The organism is Luteitalea sp. TBR-22, from assembly GCF_016865485.1.
GTDB lineage: Bacteria > Acidobacteriota > Vicinamibacteria > Vicinamibacterales > Vicinamibacteraceae > Luteitalea.
In genome coordinates, this window is the sequence record NZ_AP024452.1 from 865,496 (window position 1) to 878,373 (window position 12,878).

Genomic DNA, 12,878 nt, shown 5'->3' on the forward strand with positions numbered 1-12,878 from the left:
CCCTGGCACCGTGTCCCCATCTTTCTCTCTCCCGGGAGTCTCGGATCGATGTCTCGACTGAAGGTCGTGCTGCCTGCTGTCGGCCTGTGCCTGGCCCTCGGTGTCGCAGGCTGTGCCAAGAAGGCGCCCGCGCCCGCGCCGGCACCGCCCCCACCGGCACCAGCCACCACGCCGGCACCCCCTCCGCCGCCGCCCCCTCCGCCGCCGGCTCCGGCCCCCGCGGCCGAGTCGCCCAGGGCGCTCACCGAGGAGGAACTCTTCGCCAAGAAGAGCCTCGAGGAACTGAACGCGGAGAAGCCGCTCACCGACGTGTTCTTCGGGTACGACAGCTCGCAGCTCAGCGAGGAGGGCCGCGTCGCCGTCCAGAAGAACATGGAGTGGCTGAAGAAGTGGACCGGCACGCGCGTGCTGGTCGAGGGCCACTGCGACAACCGCGGCACGCCGGAGTACAACCTGGCGCTCGGCGAGCAGCGCGCGGCGGCCGTGCGTGACTATCTCGTGAGCCTCGGCCTGCCGGCCGAACGGGTCACGATCGTCAGCAAGGGCGAGGAGCAGCCCTTCTGCACCGAGGAGGCGGAGAGCTGCTACTCGCAGAACCGCCGCGGGCACTTCCTGATCACGGCGAAGTAGGCGCGGTCAGGCGGGAACACGAAAGGCCGACGGGCAGCGATGCTCGTCGGCCTTTTTCTGTTCCGTGTAGCCGTCGACCTTCAGGTCGACGGTCAGAGATGTTGCGCGTCGAGCTGAAGCTCGACGCCTACGGCCCGGCGATCTCGGCGTTGATGGCGGCCGCTGCTCCGGCGGGGTCGGCGGCACCGGTGATCGGTCGCCCGATGACGAGGTAGCTCGCACCGGCGGCGACGGCCTCGCGCGGCGTCATGGTGCGCGCCTGGTCGTCCTTGCTCGCGCTCGCGGGACGGATGCCGGGCGTGACGATCGCGAAGTCGCTGCCGCAGGTGTCGCGGATGAGGGTGATCTCCTGCGGCGAGGCGACGACGCCGTCGATGCCCGCCTCGCGGGCCAGCGCGGCGAGCCGCTGCACCTGCGCGCGCACGCCGTCGGTCGTTCCCACCGCCGCGAGCCGCTCGTCGTCGAGGCTGGTGAGCACCGTGACGCCGACGATGAGTGGGCGCGGGCCGCCGGTCCTGGCGGCTTCCTCGTGCGCGGCGTCGCGCGCCGCCCTCAGCATGTCGAACCCGCCGCTGGCGTGCACGGTCATCATCCACGCCCCGAGTCGCGTGCCCGCTCGCACCGCGCCGGCGACCGTGTTCGGGATGTCGTGGAACTTCAGGTCCAGGAACAGGCGGAGCCCGCGGTCGACGATCGGCGCGACGGCCGCCGGTCCTTCGCTCACGAAGAGCTGCTTGCCCACCTTGAAGCCGCCGACGTGCGGGGCCAGCGTGGAGACGAGCGTGTCGGCCTGCGCGATGCGGTCGACGTCGAGGGCGATCAGGATGGGCGACATGCGGGGGCCGGGGCTGCCTTCTTCTTCGGGATGTCCACGCCGCCGACCAGGTCGGCCAGCCGCGCCACGCCGTGGCGCACGCAGTACGCCTCGAGGTCGCGCATCACCGTCGTCCAGATGAACGGGTCGGCGAAGTTGGCCGTGCCGATCTGCACGGCGTTGGCGCCAGCGAGCATGAACTCGATCACGTCGGTCGCCGTCGCGATGCCGCCCATGCCGACGATCGGGATCTTCACCGCCTGGCGGCACTCGTACACCATGCGCACGGCGATCGGGCGGATGGCGGGGCCGCTGAGGCCGCCCATCACGTTGGTCAGCCTCGGCTGTCGCGTCTCGACGTCGATGGCCATGGCGAGGAACGTGTTGACGAGCGAGATCGCGTCGGCCCCGGCGTCTTCGGCGGCGCGCGCGAACGATGCGACGTCGGTGACGTTCGGGGTGAGCTTGGGCATGATCGGCAGGCGCGTCGCCTTGCGCACGGCCGACACCACGTCGTGCGTGCCGGGCAGGCTGCAGCCGAACTGGATGCCGCCTTCCTTGATGTTCGGGCAGGAGATGTTCAGCTCGATGGCCGCGACGCCCTCGTGATCGGAGAGCACCCGGCACACCTCGACGTACTCGTCGAGCGTCACCCCGCACACGTTGACGATGGTCGTCGCGCCGAGCGCGCGGAGTTCCGGCAGGCGCTCCTTCACGAAGCGGTGCACGCCGATGCCCTGCAGGCCGATGGCGTTGAGCATGCCCGCCGGCGTCTCGACGATGCGCGGCGGCGCGTGGCCCTCGCGCTCGGTCATGAACAGGCCCTTGACCACGACCGCGCCGAGCGTCGAGAGGTCGAGCGCTTCCTTGTACTCGACGCCGTAACCGAAGCAGCCGCTCGCGGCCATCAGCGGGTTGACGAGGGTGAGCGGGCCGAGCGGGGTCGTGAAATCAACCATGGTGGGCCAGCCCTTCCCACTGCAGGGTGCTGGCGGCGAACACCGGTCCGCTGGTGCACGAGCGGACGAAGTGCGACCCGCCGTCGGCCGTCTTCACCGGCACCACGCAGCTGTAGCAGCCACCCATGCCGCAGCCCATCACCTGCTCGAGCGAGACCCAGGCATCGCGCCCGGCGGCGTCAGCCAGGTCGGCGACCGCGCGCATCATCGGCGTCGGGCCGCAGCAGTAGATCGCGACGGGGGTGTCGGCTGGCGTGGCCTGCAGCGCCGCGCCGAGCGGCGCGGTGATGCGCCCATGGACGCCGCGGCTGCCGTCCTCGGTGGCGAGCACGAGCTCGACGCCGCGCTCGGCGAACCACTCGGCGTAGTAGAGATCCTCGCCGCGACGCGCGCCGTAGAACAGCGTGAGCGGCACGCCGCGCGCCGAGAGCGCCTCGGTGAGCGTTGCGAAGGGCGCGAGCCCGACGCCGCCGGCGACCATCCACGCGCGTGTCGTCGCCTCCACCAGCGGCCACGGCTGGCCGAGCGGGCCGAGGCACCCGAGGCGGTCGCCGACGCGCGCCTCGAACAGCTGGCCCGTACCCGTGCCGATCCGCTTGTTGAGGATGGAGATGCCGGTCGGGGTGCCATCGGCGCCCCGCACGATCTCGAAGATGGAGAACGGTCGCCGCAACAGCGGCTCGAGGCCCGGCTTCGTCTTGACCATGACGAACTGACCCGGCCGTGCCGCCGCGGCCACCCTCGGCGCCGCCAGTGTCACGACGTTGTACTCTGCCGACAGCGCTCGATTCGCGAGCACCTCGGCCGGCTCGTCCACGATCATCGAGGGCAGCATAGCGCATCCGCCTCATGCCGTACCTGCGACTGCTGACCAACGCCCTCGCGGCCGGCGCCCTCGGCGCCGTGATGCTGCTGCACCTGGTGCTGCTGCTCAATCCGCAGGTGCCGCTGCACCCCGGCGTGCTGTTCTCGCTCGGCTGGCGGCTCGGGCTGACGGCCGGCGTGCTGCTGGCCGCGGCCTTCTTCTTCGCCAGCCTCGTCCGGTACCTGTCGACCCGGCGCGGACCCGGGTGGCTGAGCCTGCGCCTCCTCGCCTGGATGACGACCCTGGTGGTCGGCCTCGGCGCGCTGCTCTCGTGGTTGAACCTGTCGGCGTACCAGGCGTCGTTGACGCCAGGCGCGGGCCGTCGTGGCGCGGTCGTCGCGCTCACCCTGGCGATCTCGGCCGGCGTGCTGCTGCTCATCGCGCTTGTGCACTACGGCTTCGGGCGCCGCGGTAGCCGCGTGGGTGGCACCCTGCTCGGCATCGCCGTCGTCTCGGCGATGGTGTTGCCGCTGGTCGCGCGCGGGCCTGGCGAGCGCGGCGCGGGGCCGGCCAGGGGCGTGCGTCCCGTCGATGCGACCCTGCGTGAGCAGCCCGCCGGGCGCGTGTGGATCATCCTGCTCGACGGCGCCTCGCTCGATTACGTGTCGCCGGCGGCAGCGCAGGGGCGGTTGCCCAACTTCGGCCGCCTGCTCGACGGCGGCGCCTACCTGACGTTGTTCTCGATCGAGCCCCGACAGCCCTCGCCGATCTGGGCCTCGGTGGCCACGGGGCGCTACCCACCGGGCACGGCGGTGCGGGCCCACGACCGCTACCGGGGTGGGTGGGCGACGCTCGACCTGCTGCCGCGGTACGTCTTTGCCGACCTGCTGGTGCTGTCGGGCGTGCTGACGGCGACGCCGCACCGGGTGGAGGACCTGCGTGGGGCGCCCTTGTGGCGGGTGCTCGATGCCTCCGGCTTCCCGGCGGTGACGGCCGGGTGGCCCTTCGCCGTGCAGGGCGCGTCGGGCCGGGGACGCATCATCGCCGACGATGCCCGCCGGGCCGACCTGCCGCCCATCGAGGCCGACCGCGCATTGCGTGAGCGCTTCGAGGCCGCCCTGCTCGAGGGCGACGTGCAGGTGGCCGCCATCCGGTACGCGGCGCTGTCTGCCGGTGCGCGCGACGCCCTGCTGCCGCTGTCGGGGCCGGCCGGGCGTCGGCCACTGGACGCCGTGTACGACTTCATCGACGCCGAGATCGGCCGTGTCCTGCAACGGCTGGCACCCGACGATCTCCTGCTCGTCGTATCGGGCTATCGTCTCGAGTCGCCGAGCCCGCTGGTGCGCGTGCGCGATCGCCTGGTCGACGACGCGGGGCTGGCGGCGGAGGCCAGTCGGTCCGACGGCTTCATGCTCGCCTACGGTCGGCAGGTGGCGCCCGGCCGCAAGACCCTCGGCGCCATCGTCGACGTGCTGCCGACCATCCTCTACTACCTCGGCCTGCCGGTCGGGCGCGACATGGACGGCTACGCGCGCACCGACATCTTCGTGGGGTCGCTCACCAACGGGCGACCGGTGAGCTTCATCAGGAGCTATCAGTAGGCTCAAGGCTCCACAGGGGTAGGGCGCGGTCTCCGACCGCGCCGTCAGTACCACCCAGCCGCTAACGGCGCGGTAGGGACACCGCGCCCTACCTCTGGGCCTTCTGCTACACTGTCGCCGGCTCTTTAATCGCGGTCCGGTGAGTCCGCAAAGAGGTCGTCATGCCAACTTCCGAAGTGCCGCGCGCCCGCGCGGTTCCTCCACAACGTCGAGTCCCCGTGCGCGCCGAGTTCCCGGCGTCGCCTGGCCATGCCTGCCGGAGGGTGTCATGCCCGTGGTGATGGACGGCTCGCGCATCGAGCGCACGCTCCGCCGCATCGCCCACGAGATCCTCGAGCGCAACCGCGACCTCTCGGACATGGCCCTGGTCGGCATCCGGACGCGTGGCGTGGTGATCGCCGAGCGGCTCGCGGCGGTCCTGAAGGAGGCCGGCAGCGTCACGATGCCGGTCGGCTCGCTCGACATCACGCTGTACCGCGACGACTACATGCGGACGCCCGTCGGGCCGCAGCCGGTGGTGCGCAGCACCGACATCCGCTTCTCGGTCGAGGGGCGCCGACTGCTGCTTGTCGACGACGTGCTCTACACCGGGCGGACGATCCGCGCCGCGCTGGACGCGATCATCGACTACGGCCGGCCACGCAGCATCCAGCTGATCGTGCTGGTCGATCGCGGGCACCGCGAGCTGCCGATCAAGGCCGACTACGTGGGCAAGAACCTGCCGACCTCGCAGGAGCAGAGCGTGCAGGTGCGGCTCACCGAGATCGACGGCCTCGACGAGGTCCAGCTCGAGGAGGGCGCATGAGCGGGCCGACGCCGGTCACCGCCCTGAGCGGTCGCCACCTGCTCGGCATCAGCGACCTCACGCCGCGCGAGATCACCCTCGTGCTCGACACCGCCGACGCGATGCGCGAGGTGGGCGAGCGGCAGATCAAGAAGGTGCCGGCGCTGCGCGGTCGCACCATCGTCAACCTGTTCTTCGAGCCGAGCACGCGCACCCGCACCTCGTTCGAGATCGCCGAGAAGCGCCTGAGCGCCGACACGCTCAACCTCGCCGTGTCGACGTCGAGCGTCGTCAAGGGCGAGACGCTGCTCGACACGGTGAGCAACATCGAGGCGATGCAGCCCGACATGCTCGTCGTGCGGCACGCCTCGTCGGGGGCCTGCGAGCAGCTGGCGCGGCACTGCCGATCGCGCATCGTCAACGCCGGCGACGGCCTGCACGAGCACCCGACGCAGGCGCTGCTCGACGCCTACACGATCCGCCAGCACAAGGGCCGGCTCGACGGGCTGCAGGTGGCGATCGTGGGCGACCTGCTGCACAGCCGCGTGCTGCGGTCCAACCTGCTGCTCCTGCGCAAGATGGGCGCCACGGTGCGGGTCGCCGCGCCGCGGCCGCTCGTGCCGGTGGGCATCGAGGCGATGGGCGCCATCCCCTGCCGCACCATCGAGGAGGCGCTCGAGGGCGCCGACGTCGTGATGATGCTGCGCATCCAGCTCGAGCGGATGCAGAACAACTTCTTCCCGTCCCTGCGCGAGTACTTCACGTTGTTCGGGCTGACGTCCGAGCGCCTCGCGCTCGCGAAGCCGGACGCCATCGTGATGCACCCCGGGCCGATGAACCGCGGCGTCGAGATTGCCTCCGACGTCGCCGATGGTCCCCGTGCCGTCATCCTCGAGCAGGTGGCCAATGGCGTCGCCGTGCGCATGGCGGTGCTGTACCTGCTCGGCGGGAGCGACGAATGAGTGAACCCATGACGTACATCCTCAGGAACGGCCGCGTGGTCGATCCCGCCAACGGCCGCGACGCGGTCCTCGACGTCGAGGTCCGCGACGGCGTGATTGCGCGCATCGGCGCCAACCTCGAGGCGCCCGCCGGCGCCACGGTGCTCGACGTGCCAGCCGGCTGCATCGTGACGCCCGGCCTCATCGACATGCACGTGCACCTGCGCGAGCCCGGGCAGGAACACAAGGAGACGGTGGCCAGCGGTGTCGCCGCCGCGGTCGCCGGGGGCTTCACCGCCGTCGCCTGCATGCCCAACACGAGTCCGGTCAACGACAGCGCCGCGGTCACCCGCTACATCGTCGACAAGGCGGCTGCGGCCGGCCTGGCGCGCGTGTACCCGATCGGCGCGGCCTCGGTGGGGTCGAAGGGCGAGCAGATGGCCGAGATCGGCGAGCTCAAGGCGGCCGGCTGCGTCGCCGTGTCCGACGATGGACACCCGATCCGGACGGCGTTGCTGATGCGGCGCGTGCTCGAGTACGCCGGCATGCTCGACGTGCTGGTCATCGACCACTGCGAGGACCCGACGCTCAAGGGCGACGGTGTCGTCCACGAAGGGGCGGTGGCCTCCGAGCTCGGGTTGCGCGGCATCCCGGGCGAGGCCGAGGAACTCTGGATCGAGCGCGACATCACGCTGGCCGGCCTGACGAAGACCCCCGTGCACGTCGCGCACCTCAGCACGGCGGGCTCGCTGCGCGCGGTGAGGGCCGGCAAGGCGCGCGGCATCGCGGTGACCTGCGAGGTGACGCCGCACCACTTCGTGATGACCGACGAGGCGCTGCGCGGCTACGACACCAACACGAAGATGAACCCGCCGCTGCGGCCGCAGGCCGACGTCGACGCGCTCGTCGAAGGACTGGCCGACGGCAGCGTCGACGTGATCGCCACCGACCATGCCCCGCACCATGCCGACGAGAAGGCGCTGTCGTACGACCAGGCGCCGTTCGGCATCACGGGCCTCGAGACGGCGGTGCCGCTCACCTTCGATCGTCTCGTGCACACGGGGCGGATCGACCTCGCGCGCATGGTGGAACTGCTGTCGGTCAACCCGGCGCGCATCCTGAAGGTGCCGGGCGGATCGCTCACCGAGGGGGCGCCGGCCGACATCACGGTGCTCGCGCCCGACCTGGCGGTCACCATCAGGGCGGCCTCGCAGAAGTCGCTCTCGAAGAACATGCCCTTCGAGGGCTGGACCCTGAAGGGGGGCGTGGCCGCGACCATCGTCGGCGGCCGCCTCGTCTATCGCAACCCGGCCGTCGACGGCCTCGAGGGCTGGCCGACGGCGCCGGTCCAGTAACGGAGTCCTTCCCTCCCATGACCCATCGGATCGACGACGTCCGCAGGCGCGCGCAGCGCATCCTCCAGGACGCCAACGTGCTGCTCGAGGGCCACTTCGACTTCGGCAACGGCTACCACGGGCGCACGTACCTGAACCCGCACATGCTGTTCTGCCACCCGGCGACCATCTGGCAGCTGGCGCAGGACCTGCTCGACGTGCTGCCGTACGAGATCGCCACCAACGTGCAGGCCGTGGTCGGGCCGTCGACCGGCGGTGCGCTGCTGGCGCACACCATCGCCGGCCTGCTCGACGGCCGGCGTGACCTCGCGCACCCGCCCACCGTGTTCGCCCCGGTGCAGCACGATGCCGAGGAGGGGCTGCGCCTCCGCTCCACCTACCGTCGCGTGCTCGCCGGCAAGAAGGTGCTGCTGGTCGACGACGTGCGCAACACCGGGAAGACGTTGGCGCACTGCGCCGAACTGGTGCGCAAGGCCGGCGGCGAGGTGATCGCCACGGCGCAGATCTACGACCGCATGGCCTCGGTAGTGTCGCTGGACGTGCCGAACGTGGCGCTGCTCGAGTACGACGCGCGCGACATCAATACGTCGACGACGTGCCCGCTGTGCGCCGCGGGCGTGCCGCTCACGAGTTTCTGACGGGCCGGCTCGGAGAGCCGGCCCTGGCTTCACGGCCGGCAGCCGGGAGTCGGCAGTCGGCAGTCAGAGCGCTCTCTGAGCCCTGAGCCCTGAGCCGTGAGCCTTCCCGGATCACTCACCGATGCCTCCCGCCCGATCCGCTCGCCCGGCGCCCCTGCTTGGCCTGAAGCCTGCCGACCTTGCGCGGTTCCGCGTCGAGCTCGATCGCCTGCACGACGCGTACAACGTGCCCGACTCGGCGGCCGACCCGGTGCAGTTCGTGTGGCGCTACGGGGACCCGCGTGATCGGGAGGTGGTGGCGGCCATTGCGTCGGGACTCGCCTTCGGGCGGCTCGCCAGCGTGCTGGCGAGCATCGAGCGCGTCCTCGCGCTGCTCGGCCCGCATCCGGCCGCCTACGTCGATGCGCTCGACGTGCCGCTGGCCCGCTCGGCACTCGCCGACGTGGTGCACCGCTGGACGCGCGGCGACGACCTCGTCGCGTTGCTGGTCGTGCTCCGGACGCTGCGGGCGCGCCACGGGTCACTCGAGGGCGCGTTCCTCGCCGGCGACGATCCGACGAGCGAGGACGTGGCGCCGGGCCTCGAGGCGTTCTGTGCCGAAGCCTGCGCCGTGGACGTGCGTGAGGCCTACGGCGGCGCGACCCGCGGCCTGCCCGCCGAAGCCGCCAGCGAAGCCAGCGGTCGGCGAAGGCTGGGACGCCTCGGCGTGCACTACTTCTTCCCGCGGCCGTCGCTCGGCAGCGCCTGCAAGCGCCTCAACCTGTTCGTGCGGTGGATGGTGCGGCAGGACGCGGTCGATCCCGGCGGGTGGAGCGGCGTCTCACGCTCGCGCCTCGTGATCCCGCTCGACACCCACACGATCCGCGTCGGCCGCTGCCTGCGCCTGACGCGCTACACCAGTCCGGGCTGGAAGATGGCCGCCGACATCACGGCGACGCTACGACGGATCGATCCGGACGACCCGGTGCGCTACGACTTCTCGCTGTGCCACATGAGCATGATGGGCGCGTGTGGCCACGGCAAGAAGGTCGGCAGCACGCACTGTCCGCTGCGCGGGTTCTGCCGGCCGGGCAGAACGAGTGACAAGGGACAGGTACGAAAGTCACGAGGACGCCAAGGGACAGGGGACCAGGACGGGTAGGGACCAGGAAAGGCCCGGCGCTCGTCATAGCTGCCGGACCTCGCGAACGGCCCGTCTCGTCCCTCGCTACTGGTCGTCCCGTTCCCTTGTCCCTCGCCTCCCTTGTCACTGGTCGCTCGTCCCTCGTCCCTTGCTCATGCGCTCCTCCAGTTCCTCCAGGCTCTTCGGCCAGTCCTCGCGCAGCAGGCGTGACAGGGCGCGATCGGCGAGCAGCTTGCCGCCGGTCTGGCACCTCGGGCAGTAGTTGGCCTCGTTCTGCGCGTACACCAGCCGCTGGATCGGCGTGCCGCAGCGCGGGCAGGGCTGCCCGTAGCGGCCGTGCGCGACCATGCCCTCGACGAAGGCCGTGACCTTCTCGGGGAAGCCATCCCCGACCCGCTCGCGGAACCGATCGATCCATACCTGCAGCGTGTCGCGCGTCGCCGCACGGAGTGTCGCGATCTCCTCGGCCGACAATTGGTGCGTCTGGCGCATCGGTGAGAGCTGCGCGGCGTGCAGGATCTCGTCGGAGTAGGCGTTGCCGATGCCGCTGAACAGGCGCGGGTCGGTGAGCGCGCGCTTGAGCGTGTGCCGCTCGCGCGTCAGCGCCTCGGCGAACGCCTCCGGCGAGGCGGTCATCACGTCGATGCCTCCGGGATCCATCGCCGCGAGCGCCACGGCACCCTGCACGGCATGCAGCGACGCGCGGCGCTTCGAGCCGGCTTCGGTGAGCATCAGCGTGCCCGGCGTGAAGTCGAACGCGCACAGTCCGACCTTGCCCGGCACCGGCGCGCCCGGCTTCTTCCACTGCAGGCGTCCGGCGATCATCAGGTGGAGCACGAGGTAGTGCTCGTCCGGGAACACGAAGACGAGCCGCTTGCCGAGGAGCCGCACGTCGCCAAGCACCCGTCCCGTGAACGCTTCCAGGGGCGGGTCGACGGTGCGCAGCAGGAACGGACTCCGGACGCGCACCCCTTCGAGCGCCTGCCCGACGGCCCGGGCGCGAATGGCGTCGACGTAGATCGTCAGGTCTGGAAGCTCAGGCACGGGGCAGACGCCAGAACAAGGGACGAGGGAAGAGTACGCCAGTCACAAGGGAGGCGGGGCACAAGGGACAAGGGACGAGTACGCAAGTGACCAGGGAGGCGGGGGACAAGGGGCGAGGTAGAACGGAACCTGGGACAAGGGCAGGGCAGACCGTCGGCCAAGGTCGACGGCTACGGCCTCGGTAACAGCGACCTCGCCGCGACCGCATCGGACTCGCGGCCTTGCCGCTGGTCCCTTGGCGGCTCGTCCCTTGTTGCTGGCCGTCCTGGTGACTCGTGTGCGTGTCCCTTGTCCCTTGTTCAGCTCCGTGCTGCGAGCAACTGCTCGTACTCCGCGACCGTGTTGCGGACCATGTGCTCGACGCTGAACCTGTGGTGCACGCGTTCGTAGCCGGCGGCGGCATAGCGACGGGCGGCGTCCTCGTCGAGCAGCATCGTCGTCAGGGCGTCGGCCAGCGCGTCGGCATCGCGGGGCGGCACGAGCAGCCCGGTCTCGTCGTGCACCACGACCTCGGGGATCCCGCCGGTGTCGGTGGCGACGATGGGGCGCGCGCAGGCCATGGCGTCGAGCAGCGACGTGCCGAGCCCCTCCATCACCGAACTCATCACGAAGACGTCCGCCGTCTTCATCAGCCCCAGCACGTCGGTGCGGAAGCCAGGCAGCAGCACGTGCTTCTCGAGGCCGCGATGGTGCACCTGCTTCTCCAGCGACTGGTGCAGTTCGCCCTGTCCGAGGATCACCAGTCGTGCGTCGGGCACCGAGCGCACCACGGAGGCAAAGGCGTCGATCAGATAGCGCTGTCCCTTGTGCGGCACCAGCGCCGCCACGTTGAGCACCACCGGCGCGCCGTGTGGCAGCCAGAACGTCTCGTGGATGGACACCGGCGGCGCGTCGGCGACGTGCTGCAGGTCGACGCCCTCGTGCACCGTGACGACCCGATCGGCGGGGATGCCGTCGGCGACGAGGATGCGGCCGATCGCGGCGGAGGCGCAGATGAAGCGATCCACCTGCCGATACTTGGCCCGCGACAGCGAGTTGCCGGCCAGCCTGAAGTCGACGCGCCGTGAGGCCACCAGCATGGGCGGCGGCCACGGCATGCGGAAGCCGAGGGCGAGTGCCGCGAGCGCGACGCCGTGCGGGTCGTGGGCGTGCAGGACTGCCGGGTCGAAGGCGCGGATGATGCGCGCCAGCTTCCACGCCGCGTGGAAGTCGACCTCGAAGCGTGGCGCCAGCGGCACCAGGTCGGGGTCCTGCGGCGCGCGCCGGCGCAACTCGCCATCCGGATGCGCCACCAGCATCGTGGGGTGCCCGAGGGCGCGCAGGCCCTTGACGGTGAGGAGGGCCTGGTTCTGGCCCCCGCGCCAGGTGCGCGCGGTGTCGATGTGGATCGTGCGGATGGCCATGGGTGCGGGTCAGGTCGCCTGGCGTTGGCGCTCCCACAGCTTCACGTACTTCTGCAGGACGTACACGGCGCCGAGCAGCGACACGACGAGTCCGGGCACGCCGTCGCGGAACCCGGCGCGCGCGACGTAGTTGCGCAGGAAGGCCGCTGGCGGGTGCACGAGGAAGTGCCAGGCCCGCGCCCGCCGACCCTGCGCCTGCATCTGTCGAGCGGCGAGCGTCGTGTAATGGTTCATCCGCGTCAGGTGCTCGGCGACATCCGCGTAGGGACGATGCTCGAACTCGGCGGCGAGGTCGGCGATGGCGCCCTGCACCTGCAGCGCCTCGTGCACGGGGCGGTCGTCCCACTGCGCGCGTCGACGGTCGTACAGGCGGACGGCCCGGTCGGGATACCAGTCGGTGGAGCGGATCCAGCGCCCGAGGTACCACGTGACCCGGGGCATGCGGTACGCGGCCGGTTCCGGCGAGTCGGGCAGGGCCGCGATGGCCTCGCGCAGGGCGTCGGTGATTGCCTCGTCGGCATCGAGGGAGAACACCCAATCGTGCCGCGCCAGCGAGGCCGCGTGGTTCTTCTGCGCGCCGTAGCCGACCCACTCCCGGACCTCGACCCGGGCACCCATCGCCCGTGCCCTGGCCACCGTGTCGTCGGTGCTGCCGCAGTCGACGACGACGCACTCGGCGGCCCAGGCGGCAGACCTGAGGGCCCGCTCGATGTGGGCCGCGGCATCCCTGGTGATGACGATGACGCTGACCGGCGGCGGCACGGGGACAGCTTAACTCACG

13 protein-coding genes are annotated in these 12,878 nt (G+C 71.2%); 7 read left to right on the top strand and 6 right to left on the bottom strand.

Translation table 11 applies throughout. From position 1 onward, the window contains the following. Nucleotides 1-48: 48 nt before the first annotated feature. The gene (locus TBR22_RS03545; RefSeq protein WP_239491576.1) at nt 49-630 is read left to right on the top strand and encodes an OmpA family protein; all 582 of its coding nucleotides are present in this window, start codon (nt 49-51) and stop codon (nt 628-630) included. Between the two features lie 127 nt (nt 631-757). Here TBR22_RS03545 and pyrF read toward each other — a convergent pair whose 3' ends face one another. Genes pyrF through TBR22_RS03560 form a run of 3 tightly spaced genes read right to left on the bottom strand, consistent with a single transcriptional unit; the run spans nt 758 to nt 3,226 of the window. Continuing rightward, nucleotides 758-1,465, bottom strand: a complete 708-nt coding sequence (gene pyrF / locus TBR22_RS03550) for an orotidine-5'-phosphate decarboxylase (protein WP_239491577.1) — start codon at nt 1,463-1,465, stop codon at nt 758-760. Further along, nucleotides 1,450-2,403: a dihydroorotate dehydrogenase gene (locus TBR22_RS03555; RefSeq protein WP_239491578.1), complete on the bottom strand. Its 954-nt coding sequence runs from the start codon at nt 2,401-2,403 to the stop codon at nt 1,450-1,452. Before TBR22_RS03555 ends, pyrF begins: the two co-directional genes overlap by 16 nt. Continuing rightward, entirely contained in the window at nt 2,396-3,226 is an 831-nt protein-coding gene (locus tag TBR22_RS03560) for a dihydroorotate dehydrogenase electron transfer subunit (protein ID WP_239491579.1), read from the bottom strand. The genes TBR22_RS03555 and TBR22_RS03560 overlap by 8 nt, the downstream gene beginning before the upstream one ends. Nucleotides 3,227-3,252: 26 nt before the next feature. Here TBR22_RS03560 and TBR22_RS03565 point away from each other — a divergent pair, with 26 nt between their 5' ends. The 6 genes from TBR22_RS03565 to TBR22_RS03590 all read left to right on the top strand — a co-directional run bounded on the left by TBR22_RS03565 (nt 3,253) and on the right by TBR22_RS03590 (nt 9,668). Next, complete coding sequence (locus tag TBR22_RS03565; protein WP_239491580.1) at nt 3,253-4,809, top strand: alkaline phosphatase family protein; 1,557 nt, start codon at nt 3,253-3,255, stop codon at nt 4,807-4,809. Between the two features lie 268 nt (nt 4,810-5,077). Next, entirely contained in the window at nt 5,078-5,614 is a 537-nt protein-coding gene (gene pyrR / locus TBR22_RS03570; RefSeq protein WP_239491581.1) for a bifunctional pyr operon transcriptional regulator/uracil phosphoribosyltransferase PyrR, read from the top strand. Beyond that, nucleotides 5,611-6,555, top strand: coding sequence for an aspartate carbamoyltransferase catalytic subunit (locus TBR22_RS03575; protein ID WP_239491582.1), 945 nt, complete (start codon nt 5,611-5,613; stop codon nt 6,553-6,555). Before pyrR ends, TBR22_RS03575 begins: the two co-directional genes overlap by 4 nt. 8 nt (nt 6,556-6,563) lie before the next feature. Further along, nucleotides 6,564-7,889: a dihydroorotase gene (locus TBR22_RS03580; RefSeq protein ID WP_239491583.1), complete on the top strand. Its 1,326-nt coding sequence runs from the start codon at nt 6,564-6,566 to the stop codon at nt 7,887-7,889. 17 nt (nt 7,890-7,906) lie between these two features. Next, nucleotides 7,907-8,527 carry an orotate phosphoribosyltransferase gene (locus tag TBR22_RS03585; RefSeq protein ID WP_239491584.1) on the top strand — a complete coding sequence of 207 codons (621 nt, stop codon included), beginning with the start codon at nt 7,907-7,909 and terminating at the stop codon, nt 8,525-8,527. Nucleotides 8,528-8,648: 121 nt separating this feature from the next. Beyond that, nucleotides 8,649-9,668 carry a TIGR02757 family protein gene (locus TBR22_RS03590; RefSeq protein WP_239491585.1) on the top strand — a complete coding sequence of 340 codons (1,020 nt, stop codon included), beginning with the start codon at nt 8,649-8,651 and terminating at the stop codon, nt 9,666-9,668. Between the two features lie 105 nt (nt 9,669-9,773). On the opposite strand, the gene TBR22_RS03595 is transcribed toward TBR22_RS03590, so the two are convergent. The 3 genes from TBR22_RS03595 to TBR22_RS03605 all read right to left on the bottom strand — a co-directional run bounded on the left by TBR22_RS03595 (nt 9,774) and on the right by TBR22_RS03605 (nt 12,859). Beyond that, nucleotides 9,774-10,694, bottom strand: a complete 921-nt coding sequence (locus TBR22_RS03595; RefSeq protein WP_239491586.1) for a DNA-formamidopyrimidine glycosylase family protein — start codon at nt 10,692-10,694, stop codon at nt 9,774-9,776. Nucleotides 10,695-10,993: 299 nt separating this feature from the next. Continuing rightward, nucleotides 10,994-12,097, bottom strand: coding sequence for a glycosyltransferase (locus TBR22_RS03600; protein WP_239491587.1), 1,104 nt, complete (start codon nt 12,095-12,097; stop codon nt 10,994-10,996). 9 nt (nt 12,098-12,106) lie between these two features. Beyond that, nucleotides 12,107-12,859, bottom strand: coding sequence for a glycosyltransferase family 2 protein (locus TBR22_RS03605; protein WP_239491588.1), 753 nt, complete (start codon nt 12,857-12,859; stop codon nt 12,107-12,109). Nucleotides 12,860-12,878: the final 19 nt, after the last annotated feature.